This window comes from Staphylococcus sp. IVB6214, assembly GCF_025558585.1.
GTDB lineage: Bacteria > Bacillota > Bacilli > Staphylococcales > Staphylococcaceae > Staphylococcus.
The window spans coordinates 1,317,281-1,334,047 of the sequence record NZ_CP094723.1 but is presented as its reverse complement, the minus strand read 5'-3'; the positions used below and the strand labels follow the sequence as shown (position 1 = coordinate 1,334,047).

The window sequence follows — 16,767 nt, the reverse complement described above, 5'->3', positions numbered from 1 at the left end:
TTGGTTCTTTCTTAATTCTTAATTCTTAATTCTTAATTTTTTACTTGAGCACGATAAACAATTTCGTCATTTTCAATATCAATTGTTAGTTGATGATCTTCATAGTACCATACGTCTTTTTCTGCAATCACAACATGTAAGTCATCAAAAGTTGTTTCATAACCAACTTCATTGATGTCCTTTAGAAAGTCAACATTAAATGCAGGACTGAATCCTTGTTTTAACTGGAACTCGCCACCGTAACGAACAACAAAATGAAGTACTTTACCAGCTTCAGGTAATTCAAGTTCTTGTTTGAACCATTCAACAGCTTTTGGGGTTAATTCTAAATTCATGCGCAAAACGCCTCCTTCATCTTTAAAGCAGTATATGCTTTAATTGTAGCTTGTTATATGCTGAAATCAACTGTCGTGCTTACATCCACTTTATCTTAGGTTCTGTTCCATTCAAGATGCGTTTAATATTACTCGTATGTCGGAATATCAACAAACATGTAACAGCAAAGCTAACAACAAGCAAAATGTAGTCATGAACGATGAGTGATCCAATCACGCAGCAACTTGCTCCGACTATGCTTGATAGAGAAACATATTTTGATAAATAGAGTGTAATAAAGAAAACACCAACGAGTATAAGGAATAGCCAAGGATTGACACCTAATAGAACGCCAGCACTTGTTGCGACAGCTTTCCCACCACGAAATTTTAAATAGATGGGATACACATGACCGATAATGGCGAAAATACCCACGATAAGGCCATGGACATCAACGTTGAACCATAAAGGTAGGAACACAACGATCGTCCCTTTAAGAATATCAAAAAATGTTACAGCAAAACCAGCGGGCTTTCCGAGTACTCGGAAACTATTTGTGGCACCCATATTCCCGCTACCGTAATTACGAATGTCTTTGTTGAAAAATATTTTACCGATCAGATAACCACTTGGAATGGATCCGATTAAATAACTTGCAATAAATAAAAGGCATAATGCCATGTATGTTCACATCCTTTTAGTACCTGCTCTTATTTTAACATAAATTCATATATCGTCATGTATTTTCTATAAAACTTTACTGTGATTACTTTGGATATAAGATAACAACGGGATTCAAATCTTGTTAACGCTTGCAATCTATGGCAGATATGTTTAAGGTTAAAGTAAGTCAATATACAATAGTGTCGCTTTATATAAGATGGTGTGATGCACTTAATATACAGCTCGAATGGATTTTTGCCTCCTATTCTCAATCACAATAGGGGGTTTTTTATTGGTTGTTAGCATCACTGATTTTGCAATTGAATGCGGAACAACTGCGATTAAGTGTTGAGTATGTGCAAATGATGGGGCGCAATTGTGGCAATTTCACAGAAGAATCCCTTTTTGGCCTACCAGCTCATGAATTTCCAGAGTACCCATTTTTATGTCAAAGTCACTGATAAAAGCCTTTGTTTCGCTGGTTTCTTTCATTTGTGACTTGCATTTTTGTAGGTTTTATATAAGAATATCTATTGTATAGTTTGATAAACGAACGTATGTTTGTAGGAGGGGAATTGTGTGTCAGCGAAAAAGAAGAATAATTATTCGGATGATGCGATACAAGTATTAGAAGGTCTAGAAGCAGTACGCAAAAGACCAGGTATGTATATAGGTTCTACAGATAAGCGCGGGTTACATCACCTTGTATACGAAGTCGTTGATAACTCTGTCGATGAAGTCTTGAACGGCTATGGTGACGAGATTCAAGTCACTATCAATGCTGATGAAAGCATTACGATTGCAGATAATGGACGTGGCATGCCGACTGGGATGCACCAATCAGGCAAACCGACTGTCGAAGTCATCTTCACAGTACTACATGCTGGTGGTAAGTTTGGCCAAGGTGGTTATAAAACATCAGGTGGACTACACGGTGTAGGTGCGTCTGTTGTCAATGCGCTAAGTGAATGGTTAACTGTTGAGATTCATCGTGATGGTAAGGTGTTCGAACAACAATTTGCACATGGTGGCGTTCCACAAACAAGTCTTGTCAAAAAAGGAAAAACAAAAAGAACAGGAACAATTGTCACATTCAAACCCGACCCGGAAATTTTTAAAAGTGCAACGTCCTTTAATTTCGACACATTAAGTGAACGTTTCCAAGAGTCTTCCTTCTTATTACAAGGATTGAAAATCACGATGGAAGATAAGCGACAAGGGAAAGAGCGACAAGAAGTGTATCATTATGAAGAAGGTATCAAAGCCTTTGTCAATTATGTCAATGAAGGAAAAGAAACCCTTCATGATGTCGCACTCTTTCAAGGGACGGTCAATGATATCGAAGTCGATGTCGCGTTTCAATATAACGACCAATATTCAGAAAGCATTTTAAGTTTTGTTAATAACGTACGTACTAAAGATGGTGGTACACACGAAGTTGGATTTAAAACAGCGATGACGCGTGTATTCAATGAATATTCTCGACGTATTGGTGAGTTGAAGCCGAAAGATAAGAATGTCGAAGGGAATGATATTCGTGAAGGATTGACAGCAATTGTGTCTGTGCGTATTCCTGAACATTTATTACAGTTTGAAGGGCAGACGAAGTCGAAGCTGGGAACGCCTGAAGCAAGAAGTGCAGTTGATACTTTAATTGCTGAGAAATTACCGTTTTATTTGGAAGAAAAAGGACAATTGTCTAAAGCCTTAGTGAAAAAGGCGATCAAAGCACAACAAGCGAGAGAAGCGGCACGAAAAGCACGTGAAGATGCTCGCTCTGGCAAAAAGAATCGACGCAAAGATACATTGTTGTCAGGAAAGCTGACGCCAGCACAAAGTAAAAATACGAAAAAGAATGAATTGTATCTTGTCGAAGGGGATTCTGCCGGCGGTTCTGCCAAACTAGGACGCGACCGTAAATTCCAAGCGATCTTACCATTGCGTGGGAAAGTGATCAATACTGAAAAAGCCCGTTTAGAAGATATTTTTAAAAATGAAGAGATCAATACAATTATCCATACAATTGGTGCCGGTGTCGGAAATGACTTTAACTTAGAAGATAGTAACTACAATCGTGTTATTATCATGACCGATGCCGATACAGATGGTGCGCATATTCAAGTGCTCTTATTAACATTCTTTTTCAAGTATATGCGTCCACTAGTTCGTGAAGGGCACGTGTATATTGCTTTGCCACCCCTTTATAAGTTAGAAAAAGGGAAAGGGAAACAAAAACGTGTAGAATATGCATGGACTGACGAAGAATTAGAGAAGTTGCAGAAAAAACTTGGTAAAGGATTCATGTTGCAACGCTATAAAGGTTTAGGTGAGATGAACCCTGAACAATTATGGGAAACAACGATGAATCCAGAAACGCGTACATTGATTCAAGTTCAAATTGATGATGAAGTACGCTCATCTAAACGTGTATCAACATTGATGGGGGATAAAGTTGCCCCTCGTCGTGAATGGATTGAACGTCATGTACAGTTTGGTATGCAGGAAGATCAAAGTATTCTAGAAAATGATGAAGTGCAAATATTAGTTAAAGATGAAGCGGACGGGGAGGATGCATAATGGCTGAGGTAATACAAAGTTTACCGTTAGAAGATGTAATAGGCGACCGTTTTGGACGATACAGTAAATACATTATCCAAGAACGTGCCTTACCGGATGTTCGTGATGGTTTAAAACCTGTACAAAGACGTATTTTATATTCGATGTATTCAAGTGGAAATACTTACGATAAAAATTTCCGTAAAAGTGCCAAAACAGTCGGTGATGTTATTGGGAACCTTCATCCCCATGGTGATAGTTCTGTATACGATGCCATGGTACGTTTGAGTCAAGATTGGAAGTTGCGCCATTTACTCGTTGAAATGCACGGGAATAACGGGAGTATTGACAATGACCCACCGGCAGCGATGCGTTATACAGAAGCAAAGTTAAGTCAACTATCTGAACAACTGTTGCGTGATTTGAACAAAGAAACAGTTGATTTTGTTCCAAACTATGATGATACACAAATGGAACCCATGGTGTTGCCTGCACGATTGCCTAACTTATTGATCAATGGTTCTACTGGTATCTCGGCAGGTTATGCGACAGATATTCCACCGCATAACTTAGCAGAAGTGATTACGGCTACGTTGAAATTGATCGACAACCCGGATATGACTGTGAAGCAATTGATGAAGTATATCAAAGGGCCTGACTTCCCAACGGGCGGTATTATTCAAGGCATTGACGGCATCCAAAAAGCGTATGAGACAGGTAAAGGCAAGGTGATCGTACGTGCAAAAACTGAAACCGAAACGTTACGAAATGGCCGCAGTCAAATTATTGTAACGGAAATTCCTTATGAAGTGAATAAAGGGAATCTCGTTAAAAAAATTGATGAACTGCGTGCGGATAAAAAAGTTGAAGGGATTATCGAAGTACGTGATGAGACTGATCGAAGCGGTTTGAGAATTGCAATTGAACTGAAAAAAGATATCAATGCGTCAGCAATCCTTAATTACTTATTCAAAAACACTGATTTACAAGTCGCATATAACTTCAATATGGTTGCAATTAGTGATGGTCGTCCAAAGTTGATGGGTATTAAGCAAATTATCGATTGCTATTTAAGTCACCAAATTGAAGTTGTTTCACGCCGCACAAAATTCGACTTAAAACATGCTGAAGACCGCATGCATATTGTAGAAGGTCTGATGAAAGCACTGTCTATTTTGGATGAAGTCATTGCTTTAATTCGTGAGTCGAAAAACAAACGTGACGCCAAAGATAACTTAGTAGCAACTTATGATTTTACCGAAGCACAAGCGGAAGCAATTGTCATGTTGCAACTGTATCGCCTAACGAATACCGATATTGTGGCTTTGCAAGAAGAGCACGATGCGTTAGCAAATAAAATCGCTGGGCTTCAACATATTTTAAATGATCATCAAGCATTGTTAAATGTGATTAAAACAGAATTAGAAGAAATTAAGAAACAATTTAAAGATCAGAGATTGTCAACGATTGAAGCAGAGATTGCTGAGATAAAAATTGATAAAGAAGTCCTTGTACCTAGTGAAGTTGTAATGGTAAGCGTAACGCACGAAGGATATATGAAGCGAACATCCTTACGTAGCTATAATGCTTCTGGTAAAGAAGAAATTGGCTTGAAAACAAATGATCATGTCATTAAATGCCTAGAAGTAAATACCCAAGATACGGCACTCGTTTTTACGAATAAAGGACGTTATTTATCTGTGCCTGTGCACAAAATTCCTGATATCAAATGGAAAGATTTGGGGCAACATATCTCACAAATTGCATCGATTGATGAAGATGAAATGATTATTGATTATGATGTTGTGTTTAAGTTTGATGATCATGCAGCAATTATGACAACAACACGTAACGGTATGATTAAAATGACAACGTTGTCTCACTATAAAACAGCACGTCATTCAAAACCGCTTGTTGCAATGAAACTAAAAGATGATGATTCAGTTATCAGTGCTGTGAAAGTAGATGTAACTAAACCTGAACAGCTCGTGACATTACTGTCTTACAAGGGGATGTCACTGACATATCCAATTTCCGAATTGCCTACAACAGGCATTCGTACAAGTGGTGTGAAAGCTATTAACTTGAAAGCTGGAGATCATGTTGTGATGGCTAACATAGTTAGCGAAGCGGATACTGTATTGATTGCCACACAGCGTGGTGCATTGAAGCGTATTGGGTTTAATGTGCTTCAAGTGGCGAAGCGTGCGCAACGTGGTATTACACTACTGAAGGAATTAAAAAAACAACCGCATCGTATCGTGGCTGCACGTGTATGTGATGCGTCTACTGCACAATATCATTTAATTTCAGATGAAGATGAACATATTGGGCAAATTAACAAAATACATCTATCTGAGCAATATACAAATGGTTCATTTGTTGTTGATACGACTACGTTTGGTGAAGTAAAAAATCTTTATGTTAGTGAATAATTAAAAATTTTATAGTCACTTTTAAATATTGATGATAGAATACAACTAGTTGTATTTAAAGAATGATATGAAAATCTAATAGTAAAGAGTGATATTAATGAGAGATTTTGATAGTTTAATTCCTGATTGGTTTAAAACAATAGTTGAAGTTGGGAACGACTTAATCTGGTCACAATATCTAATTGGTCTATTGTTGACTGCTGGTATCTTTTTTACCATCAGTTCTCGATTTGTTCAAATTAGATGGATTCCAGAAATGTTCCGTGCCATCAAGGAAAAACCAGAAACGCTTGATTCTGGTGAAAAAGGAATTTCTTCATTCCAAGCTTTCGCCATTAGTGCAGGATCTCGTGTTGGTACCGGAAACATTGCCGGTGTTGCGACAGCAATCGTATTAGGGGGTCCAGGTGCAGTATTTTGGATGTGGATCATTGCGATTGTAGGGGCAGCAAGTGCATTTATTGAAGCAACTTTAGCACAAGTGTACAAAGTACATGATGAAGAAGGTGGCTATCGTGGTGGACCTGCATACTACATCACTAAAGGTATTAACCAAAAATGGTTAGGTGTAGTGTTCGCAATATTAATTACAGTAACATTTGCATTCGTGTTCAACACGGTACAATCAAATACGATTGCAGAATCATTACAAACACAATATAGTATAAGTCCAGTTATTACGGGAATTATCCTTGCTATTCTAACTGCAATCATCATATTTGGTGGTGTGCGTAGTATCGCAAACTTATCATCTGCGATTGTTCCATTTATGGCAATCATTTATGTTGCTATGGTATTGATTATTCTATTTATGCATTTTGATCAAATCATACCGATGATTCTGACAATCATTAAAAGTGCATTCGGTATTGATCAAGCTGCTGGTGGTGCGGTAGGTTTTGCTGTATTACAAGGGATTAAACGTGGTTTATTCTCAAACGAAGCTGGTATGGGTTCGGCGCCGAACGCAGCTGCAACAGCTGCTGTATCACATCCGGTTAAACAAGGTTTAATCCAGTCACTCGGTGTGTTCTTCGATACAATCTTAGTATGTACAGCAACAGCAATTATGATCTTACTCTACTCAGGTTTAGAATTTGGTGAAGATGCAAAACAAGGTGTGGCAGTTACACAATCTGCATTAAATGAACATCTTGGTAGTGCTGGGGGTATTTTCTTAACAGTTGCGATTGCATTATTTGCATTTTCATCAGTAATCGGAAACTACTACTACGGTCAATCAAACTTAGAGTTTTTAACTAACAGTAAAATAGCATTATTCATTTTCCGTTGCTTAGTTGTTGTCCTTGTATTCGTAGGTGCAGTCGTTAAAACTGAAACAGTTTGGAGTACTGCTGACTTATTCATGGGATTGATGGCGATCGTCAACTTAATTGCGATTATTGCATTATCAAACATTGCATTTGCAGTCATGAAGGATTATCAAAAACAACGCAGAGCAGGTAAACGTCCGCTATTCAAACCAGAAGAGTTAGAAATTAACTTATTCGGTATTGAATGTTGGGGAGACCAATCTAAGAACTTGAAAAAATAAAATAATGATATGATAAACTGAGTGAACAGTCATAAAAGATTGTTCACTCAGTTTTCTTTTATGACAATATGACTTTTCAATATACAAAATAGTCGATATAATTTGGGGTGAATGGCGAGAGAGGAAGATTGCATGAAGACATATAAAATTTCAAAAGTCCTCAACAATAATGTGTTAATTTGTAAGGATAATGATACTGAAGTGGTCTTAGTTGGAAAGGGAATTGGTTTTAACAAAAAGCCAGGCACAATGATTAAAGATCTAGATATGATAGAGAAAGTTTTCAAGTTGCAAAATAAAACAGAACAAGATCATTATTTACAACTACTAGACCAGACAAATGAAGAAGAGATTCGTGTAGTTATAGAGTCTGTCCAAATTATATTGGCGCACTTTCAGATTGAAAACGATGAATCATTTATTGTTTCATTAACTGATCATCTAATTTTTGCATTGAAACGTGTCAAAAACAATCAATTGATATCAAATCCATTTTTGAGTGAAACCAAATATAGTTATCCAGAAGCGTATCAAATTGCGAAACGTGTTGTAGCACGCTTGAACTTGCAATTGAACGTCATGTTTCCTGAAGATGAAGTTGGATTTATCGCATTGCATATTGCATCACAAAGTGAACACATCAGCATTGAAAATACAAAACAAGTGACAGAATTAATCAATCGTGCGATTCGCCTCATAGAGCATGATTTGGCAATTGATATCGACAAAGCATCATTACAGTATCAACGTTATATTAGACATATGCATTTTTTGTTGCAACGTCTAAAAAAAGGAGAACGTGCAACTATTGAATTAACTTTTGAGAAACTATTGAAAGCGCAATATCCGCTATGCTATAATGTAGCTGTAAAAATAATTAAAATGATTCAATCACAAATAGATGTAGATGTTTACGAAGCTGAGGTAGCATATTTAACGATGCATATTCAGCAACTACTACTCGCATCTCAAAAATCTTAATATAGAACGTGTTACTAAGTAGGATTAGGCATGAGTGGAAAATTGGGAATCGTGTTATTCACAGTTTGTTTACTCATGCCTTTTGTGTTGAATTCATTAAAAAATGGAGGTTAGTACAGTGTGGAAGAAATTCTTTGGTCAACTGCAACGTATTGGTAAAGCTTTAATGTTACCAGTTGCGATTTTACCTGCTGCCGGTTTACTACTTGCAATCGGTACAGCAATGCAAGGGGACGCATTACAAGGTTATCTGCCATTCCTTCAAAATGGAGGCGTACAAAGTGTCGCAGAAATGATGACAGGTGCCGGCGGTATCATTTTTGATAACTTACCGATTATCTTCGCTATGGGTGTTGCGATTGGTTTAGCAGGTGGCGATGGTGTTGCAGCGATTGCAGCGCTTGTTGGTTATCTTGTAATGAATAAAACGATGAGTGCATTCTTACATGTAACTGCTGAAAGTGTCTCTGATCCTGCAAGTGGTTATGCGAATATCTTAGGTATCCCAACACTTCAAACTGGTGTGTTTGGTGGTATCATTATCGGTGCTTTAGCAGCATGGTGTTATAACAAGTTTTATAATATCGATTTACCATCATATTTAGGTTTCTTTGCTGGTAAACGCTTTGTACCAATTGCAATGGCAGCTACATCATTCTTATTAGCATTTCCAATGGCTTGGATCTGGCCTACAATCCAAGGTGGTTTAAATGCATTTAGTGAAGGTTTGCTTGATGCGAATACTGGTGTTGCCGTATTCTTATTCGGTTTCATTAAACGATTATTAATTCCGTTTGGTTTACATCATATCTTCTATGCACCATTCTGGTTTGAATTCGGTTCATATACAAATGCCGCTGGTGAAATCATTCGTGGTGACCAACGTATCTTCTTTGAACAGTTACAAGAAGGTAGTGCTTTAACAGCTGGTAAGTTCATGCAAGGTGAGTTCCCTGTTATGATGTTCGGTTTACCAGCAGCAGCATTAGCAATCTATCAAACAGCAAAACCTGAAAACAAAAAAGTCGTTGCAGGTTTAATGGGGTCAGCAGCTTTAACATCATTCTTAACTGGTATTACTGAACCAATGGAATTCTCATTCTTATTCGTTGCACCATTATTATTCTTCGTGCATGCGGTGTTAGATGGTTTAGCATTCTTTATTATGTATATACTTGATTTACATCTTGGTTATACTTTCTCTGGTGGTTTTATCGATTTCGTATTACTCGGTATTTTACCTAACCAAACAGCTTGGTGGCTTGTAATTCCAATAGGTCTTGTTTATGCAGTGATTTACTACTTCTTATTCTTATTCTTAATCAAGAAGTTTAACTACAAAACACCGGGTCGTGAAGACAAACAAACAACAACAGCAAAAACATCTGCAGGTGAACTCCCATATGCAGTATTAGAAGCAATGGGTGGTAAAGAAAACATCAAACATTTAGATGCATGTATTACGCGTTTACGTGTCGAAGTTAATGACAAAGCACAAGTAGATGTGGGCCGTTTGAAAGATTTAGGTGCATCAGGTGTGCTTGAAGTTGGTAACAACATGCAAGCAATCTTTGGTCCAAAGTCAGATCAAATCAAACATGAAATGCAACAAATCATGTCAGGTCAAGTTGTTCAATCAAAAGTAGACCTTGACAATAAAGACGAAGCAACAGTTGTTGATGCTGAAACAGCAAACAAAGCACATGTTAATCATTTCGTAGCTGCACCATTAAAAGGTGAAGTACTTCCATTAAGTGAAGTACCAGACCAAGTGTTTAGTGAAAAAATGATGGGTGACGGTATCGCAATCCGTCCAACAGAAGGCAAAGTATATGCGCCATTTAACGGTCGTGTACAAATGGTCTTCCCAACAAAACATGCGATTGGCCTAACTTCTGAAGATGGCTTGGAGTTACTTATTCATGTTGGTTTAGATACTGTAAAATTAGAAGGTCAATGTTTCGATATTCTTGTTGAAGAAGGACAAGAAATTAAAACAGGTGATGTTTTAATGACATTTGATTTAGATTATATTAAAGAACATGCGAAAAGTGATATTACGCCAATCATTGTGACACAAGCAGATATTACAAACTTAGATTACACAACAGAATCAACTGTGGCAGCAGGCGATAAACTTTTTGAAACGAAATAATGACTTTATTTGAAATGAGAGGGGCTGAGACATAGGCGCTCAATTTCCCTTCAAAAAAAGCCGTTAAAATTCTTTTTTAAGATTTTAACGGCTTTTTTCTTATTATTTACTAAAAAACTAGCACTTATCTGGCTAGTTTTCTGATGTTTACTGCCATAAGTGCGATTCCTAATTCGCATTCAACCTTTGATTGAGTGCGAACTGATAACCTTTGGAAACCCAAATTAGCCTTCAGATTTCCAAATGCTGATTCGACATCTATTTTTCGTTTTTTGTAGATGCCTTTCGTTTTTGGATCTGAAAGCTGCTTATTTGTGAATGCTTTAAAATAATCCCAAGTTGGATTTTTATATAAGCTTTTTGTTGTAGTTGGATTGGTTCTGTACTTCATACATTCATTTCGTAAAGGACACCCAACACAATCTTCACATTTATATAATTTGAAATCTCTCTGATAACCATATCCGTCTCTTCTTTTTCTATAACTTTTGAAATGCAATTCTTTGTTATTCGGACATACATAATAGTCATCTATTTCATTATATTTCCAATTAGCTGTTATGAACGGATTATTTTTATATTTTCTTTTCTTCTCTTTTAAATACATACTATATGTGATGAGTGGTGTTTTCTCGAATTCATCAAGAATCATCGTATAGTTTTGTTCGCTACCATATCCCGCATCAGCTACAATGTACTCTGGAATGTCACCGTATAATTCTTTGATTGATTTTAAAAAAGAAGGAAGTGTTCGCGTATCACCCGGATTACTATACACACCAAATGCCAAAATGAACTGATTGTTCGTCGCAATCTGCAGATTATAGCCAGGCTTTAATTGTCCATTCTTCATATGATCATCTTTCATTCTCATAAAGGTCGCATCATGATCTGTTTTAGAATAGCTTTTTCTGTCACCATAAATTTCCATCTGCTCATCATATTTTATTTTACGATCTTTAAAATCTTTGATTGCTTTTTTATATTTTCTAACTTTACTTCTTTGTTTTCTTAATGTCTTTCTCGTTTCTACACTTTGGGATGCTTCAATTTTAGAAGTGAGCGTTTCATTTTTATCATCTAAATGCATCTCAATACGATTTAATTCTTCTTTTGTTAGTTCATCAGAAGATTCTCTCTTAATTTCAGGAATGATCTTCTCTGAAATTAATTGTTTATACACCGCATTGGATTTTTCAATAACCCCTTTACTAAAATGCTTAGTGCTACCTAGCCATTGAAAAGTATATTTATTGGCATTAGCCTCTATCTTCGTTCCGTCTATATAAAGGACGTCTTCTGTAATCACTTTATCTTCTAATAATTGTGCTCTAAGACCCACAAATAGAACTTGTATAAAATCCATCATGTGTGGATTAACTCTAAAGCGATTGATTGTACGATATGAAGGGACTTGTCCTTGAGCTAACCACATCATACGACAACTATCTTTAAGTAGAAATTCCATTTTTCTACCAGAAAAGACAGACTGTGTATAGCTGTATAAAACGATTTTTAACATCATTTTAGGATGATAAGATGAAGGACCTCTATGGTTGTAATATTGATTAAAAGTTTCTTGGGGAATAGATTCTACAAGTTTATTAATAATGAGGGCAATATCACTCTCGGGAAAAGAAATTTCAGTTTCAATTGGCAGACTAAGCTGAGAAATGTTATACTCTTTATACATATAAGGCACTTCCTTTCATTGTTTTTGTGGTTATTAACAATTATACGGGAAGTGTTTTATTTTTTTAAATGATATCTATAAAAAAGGTCTAATTTAGTGTCGAAAAACACTAAATCAGACCTTTTTTGTAAAAGAGCTGGGAATTATGTCCCAGCCCCTTTTCTCCAATTAGATGTTGAAGTCCTTTAAAAAATCATCTGTTGCTACTTTTGGTTCGAAGTTTTCTGGGATTTGCTCAGTACGTACAACGAGTACGTCACAAGTTGCGTGGCGAACAATTGCTTCTGATACAGAGCCCACGATGAATCGTTCCACAGCGTTTAGACCAGATGTACCACACATGATAAGGTCAACATCAAGTTGTTCTTCGCTTGCCATTTTAGGGATTAAAGACTTAGGTGAGCCGAACTCTAGGCGAGTTTCAACATCAACGACACCTTCGTCGATTGCTACTTTTTTGTATCCGTCTAATAATTTCTCAGCGAATGTTCTTGATTTTTCTGTGAAGTGAGAATCATATACTTCAAAAGATGTGTAAGTTCTTGAATCGATGACATTGATGATAGTCAGTTTGGCGTTGTTACGTTTTGCAACTGCAACAGCTTTGTTGAATGCCCATTCTGCTTCATGAGAACCATCGACTGCGATTAAAATGTTTTTATACATTAGCATAGCAAAAACCCCTTTCCTTTTTCACCATTATTATATCATAAATTAATTAAAAATGGGATCATTATGATTGCGCTTACAACGAAGCATAAGGTATTATTGAGTTGGAGGTGTAGGAGTATGAAAATTGGAATTCCTAAGGAGATAAAAAATAATGAAAACCGTGTGAGTTTATCACCGAGTGGGGTGCATGCCCTAGTAGAAGCAGGTCACACAGTTCTTGTAGAAAAGAGCGCTGGTGAGGGATCTTACTTTGAAGATAAACATTACATCGAAGTAGGTGCGCAAATTGTGGACACTGCTGCAGAAGCATGGGACGTAGATATGGTCGTAAAAGTTAAAGAACCTTTGGAAGAAGAGTATGGTTTCTTTAGAGAAGGTCTTGTTTTATTCACATATTTACATCTAGCTAATGAACCAGAACTGACTGAGGCGTTAGTTGAGAAAAAAGTCATCTCAATTGCATACGAAACAGTCCAATTACCAGATCGTTCATTACCATTATTAACGCCGATGAGTGAAGTTGCAGGGCGTATGTCTGCACAGATCGGTGCGCAATTCTTACAAAGATTCAACGGTGGTATGGGAATTTTATTAGGTGGTATTCCAGGCGTTCAAAAAGGAAAAGTTACAATTATCGGTGGCGGTCAAGCAGGTACGAATGCAGCGAAGATTGCTCTCGGTCTTGGGGCAGATGTAACAATTCTTGATGTTAATGCCAAACGCTTACAAGAATTAGAAGATTTATTTGATGGACGTGTACATACAATCATGTCAAATCCATTAAATATTGAAGAAAATGTGAAACAAAGTGATCTTGTCATTGGTGCTGTATTGATTCCAGGTGCTAAAGCGCCAACACTTGTTTCTGAAGATATGATTAAACAGATGAGACCGGGGTCAGTGATTGTTGATATCGCAATCGACCAAGGTGGTATTTTCGAAACAACAGATAAAATCACAACGCATGACGATCCAACTTATATTAAACACGGTGTGGTTCACTATGCAGTTGCGAACATGCCGGGTGCGGTACCACGTACTTCTACAATTGGCTTGAACAATGCGACATTACCATACGCACTACAACTTGCCAACAAAGGATACAAACAAGCATTGATCGATAACGAACCATTATCACACGGCTTGAACACATTCAATGGCTTAGTGACAAACAAAGCAGTTGCTGAAGCATTCAATCGTGAATATACACCAGTGGTTGATGTTTTATCATAATAACAAAAGATCCTACAACTTTTGATAGTTGTAGGATCTTTTTGTGAATGATGGACATTCTATTCAAATATTAAGATTTAACCGTATTTGACAAACTTATTTAGGATAGTGTGATAAGCTTTCGTAGCCATCTGCAGTTACAAGAATATCATCTTCAATACGAACACCTGCAACGTTTGGCACGTAAATACCAGGTTCAATTGTAATAACCATACCTGCTTCTAAAAGATTATCATTCGTATTTGACACATCTTGATATTCGTGTGCTTCAAGGCCTAAGCCATGTCCTAAGCGATGCGGGAAATATTCACCGTATCCCGCTTCTTCAATGACACCACGTGCAATTTCATCAAGTGTTCGAATCGTGACACCTGGTTTAATGGCATCGATGGCAGCTTGTTCAGCTTCTTTTACGACATTGTAGATACGTTTGGCTTCATCACTTGGTTGGCCGAATGCGATGGTACGTGTAATGTCACTGCAGTAGTGGTCGTAAATAACACCTAAGTCGAATAATACATATTCATCGTTTTGTAGTGATCTGTCACCCGGTGTTCCATGTGGTGCAGCAGCGTGATCACCGAATAAGACCATCGTATCGAAACTCATCTCACTAACACCGTGTTTTTTGATTTCGTTCTCGATGTGGTTGACGACCTCACGTTCAGTAACACCTGGTTTTAAGTATGCCACACCAATTTCTACGCATTTGTCAGCTAATTCAGCAGCACGGCGCATTGCTGTTATCTCTGTATCTGTTTTTACATTTCTCAATGACTTCAATGTAAGGTCTAATGCATCAAATGATTGTACACCGAACTCAGTTTCTAGTTCTCGTGCGCGTTTAACAGTTAGATGTGTTTCTTCAATGAGCATTTTCGGATATTGAGCTGAATGTTTGGCATAAGGGTTCTCTGTATCGAGATAGCCGATGATATCACCTTCGTATGGAGAGGCTTTCACTTCTTCAACATCTAATTGTGGAACGAATAGAGTCTGTGCACCATCTTTCGTCACGAGTAACGCAAATAGACGTTCGTGGGGTTCACTCTTAAAACCTGTAAGATAGAAGATGTTGATAGGGTCTGACACCCATGCAGCATCCGCTTGTTGTTTTTGGAGTGTTTGTGTGAGTTGTTCAATTTTTGTCATGGTTATCCTCCTTAGTCTCTGTCATTCTTAATTGTAAGCGACTTATTCTTAAAATTCAAACAAGGAACGATGTGTATTCGTATCGGTCACGTGGTATAGTTACATTGAGTAGATTAAAAGGAGGATGACACGATGAAATTATCTTTTCATGGACAATCAACAGTTTATTTCGAAGCAAAAGGGAAAAAGGGGATTATTGATCCATTTATTTCAGGAAATGATTTGAGTGATCTTAATGCGGATACATTAGAAGTGGATTATATCATTTTAACACATGGCCACGAAGATCATTTCGGTGATACATTATCACTTGCGAAAAGAACAGGTGCAACAGTTATTTCAACAGCTGAAATTGCCAATTATTTGTCGACTGCAAAAGGAATTGAAAATGTACATCCGATGAATATTGGCGGACAGTGGCAGTTTGATTTTGGTAAATTGAAGTTTGTTCAAGCATTCCATAGTTCAAGTTTACTAGATGATAATGGTGTACCTGTCTATTTAGGTATGCCAATGGGCGTCATCTTAGAATTAGAAGGGAAAACAATCTATCATACTGGCGATACTGCATTATTCAGTGATATGAAACTTATTGCAGACCGTCATCCTGTTGATGTATGTTTCATTCCAATTGGTGATAACTTTACAATGGGTATTGAAGATGCAAGTTATGCGATTAATCACTTTATTCAGCCGAATGTAACAGTGCCTATTCATTATGATACATTCCCGCTGATCGAACAAAATCCAGAAGACTTCAAATCAGCAGTAACGAGTGGAGAAGTTCAAATATTAAAACCGGGTGAAGCGGTAAAATTTTAATAGCTGTCTATATATGAAAAAGTGAGCCTGTCAATGATTTAACTTGATAGGCTCACTTTGTTAATTATTTAACGATTAATACAGGGATCTTCGCACGTTTTGCGACTTTGTGACTGACACTGCCTAAAACAAACTTTTTATTTTCCTCTGCTTTGCGGTTGCTTAAAACGACAATGTCGTATTTGCCGCTATTCGCGTATTCGACAATTTTGTCTTTTGGGTTGCCACGTTCTAAAATCTCTTCATATGTGACTTTGTTAGATTCTAATGTTTCACGAGTCGGTGCCATTTTTTCATGACGAATTGATTCTAATTCACTGATGTGTGTCCCCATTTTAACAGACGCTTGTGCATCTTGTTCGCCGATGACGTTTAACAATGTAACTGTCGTTCCTTCTCCTGAAAGTTTTACAACTTCTTGTAGTGCTTTGGCATTTTTCAAATCTGTGTCGACTGCGAGTAGTATATTTTTATGCATCTCAATCAACCTCCCTAACTCTAGTGTAAACAATATCCTATTAAAATGCCATGCATT

General features: G+C 37.2%; 13 protein-coding genes. 7 read left to right on the top strand and 6 right to left on the bottom strand.

From position 1 onward, the window contains the following. Nucleotides 1–32 precede the first annotated feature (32 nt). Complete coding sequence (locus MUA51_RS06435) at nt 33–335, bottom strand: HesB/YadR/YfhF family protein (RefSeq protein WP_262558972.1); 303 nt, start codon at nt 333–335, stop codon at nt 33–35. A 79-nt stretch (nt 336–414) separates the two neighbouring features. Further along, nucleotides 415–996, bottom strand: a complete 582-nt coding sequence (gene plsY / locus MUA51_RS06430) for a glycerol-3-phosphate 1-O-acyltransferase PlsY (RefSeq protein ID WP_262558970.1) — start codon at nt 994–996, stop codon at nt 415–417. A 561-nt stretch (nt 997–1,557) separates the two neighbouring features. Here plsY and parE point away from each other — a divergent pair. The 5 genes from parE (at nt 1,558) to ptsG (ending at nt 10,660) form a co-directional block, all read left to right on the top strand. Beyond that, nucleotides 1,558–3,555: a DNA topoisomerase IV subunit B gene (gene parE / locus MUA51_RS06425; protein ID WP_262558968.1), complete on the top strand. Its 1,998-nt coding sequence runs from the start codon at nt 1,558–1,560 to the stop codon at nt 3,553–3,555. Beyond that, nucleotides 3,555–5,969: a DNA topoisomerase IV subunit A gene (gene parC, locus MUA51_RS06420; protein WP_262558967.1), complete on the top strand. Its 2,415-nt coding sequence runs from the start codon at nt 3,555–3,557 to the stop codon at nt 5,967–5,969. The genes parE and parC overlap by 1 nt, the downstream gene beginning before the upstream one ends. Nucleotides 5,970–6,066: 97 nt before the next feature. Then, on the top strand, nt 6,067–7,524 hold the full coding sequence (gene alsT, locus MUA51_RS06415; RefSeq protein WP_262558965.1) for a glutamine transporter AlsT: 1,458 nt from the start codon (nt 6,067–6,069) through the stop codon (nt 7,522–7,524). 132 nt (nt 7,525–7,656) lie between these two features. Beyond that, complete coding sequence (gene glcT / locus MUA51_RS06410) at nt 7,657–8,505, top strand: glucose PTS transporter transcription antiterminator GlcT (protein ID WP_262558963.1); 849 nt, start codon at nt 7,657–7,659, stop codon at nt 8,503–8,505. Nucleotides 8,506–8,623: 118 nt separating this feature from the next. Next, entirely contained in the window at nt 8,624–10,660 is a 2,037-nt protein-coding gene (gene ptsG / locus MUA51_RS06405) for a glucose-specific PTS transporter subunit IIBC (RefSeq protein ID WP_262558961.1), read from the top strand. Nucleotides 10,661–10,784: 124 nt separating this feature from the next. Here ptsG and MUA51_RS06400 read toward each other — a convergent pair whose 3' ends face one another. Together MUA51_RS06400 and MUA51_RS06395 are read right to left on the bottom strand one after the other, a co-directional pair. Next, the gene (locus tag MUA51_RS06400) at nt 10,785–12,353 is read right to left on the bottom strand and encodes an IS1182 family transposase (RefSeq protein ID WP_262558959.1); all 1,569 of its coding nucleotides are present in this window, start codon (nt 12,351–12,353) and stop codon (nt 10,785–10,787) included. A gap of 168 nt (nt 12,354–12,521) precedes the next feature. Beyond that, nucleotides 12,522–13,025 (bottom strand): universal stress protein, encoded by a 504-nt coding sequence (locus MUA51_RS06395; protein WP_095116496.1) that lies wholly within the window; start codon nt 13,023–13,025, stop codon nt 12,522–12,524. Between the two features lie 117 nt (nt 13,026–13,142). Here MUA51_RS06395 and ald point away from each other — a divergent pair, with 117 nt between their 5' ends. Then, entirely contained in the window at nt 13,143–14,258 is a 1,116-nt protein-coding gene (gene ald / locus MUA51_RS06390) for an alanine dehydrogenase (RefSeq protein ID WP_262558957.1), read from the top strand. 96 nt (nt 14,259–14,354) lie between these two features. On the opposite strand, the gene MUA51_RS06385 is transcribed toward ald, so the two are convergent. Further along, entirely contained in the window at nt 14,355–15,410 is a 1,056-nt protein-coding gene (locus tag MUA51_RS06385) for a M24 family metallopeptidase (protein WP_262558956.1), read from the bottom strand. A 132-nt stretch (nt 15,411–15,542) separates the two neighbouring features. Between MUA51_RS06385 and MUA51_RS06380 the strand changes: the two genes are divergently transcribed. Then, on the top strand, nt 15,543–16,232 hold the full coding sequence (locus MUA51_RS06380) for a metal-dependent hydrolase (RefSeq protein ID WP_262558955.1): 690 nt from the start codon (nt 15,543–15,545) through the stop codon (nt 16,230–16,232). A 64-nt stretch (nt 16,233–16,296) separates the two neighbouring features. On the opposite strand, the gene MUA51_RS06375 is transcribed toward MUA51_RS06380, so the two are convergent. Next, nucleotides 16,297–16,710: a universal stress protein gene (locus tag MUA51_RS06375; protein WP_262558953.1), complete on the bottom strand. Its 414-nt coding sequence runs from the start codon at nt 16,708–16,710 to the stop codon at nt 16,297–16,299. Nucleotides 16,711–16,767 lie beyond the last annotated feature (57 nt).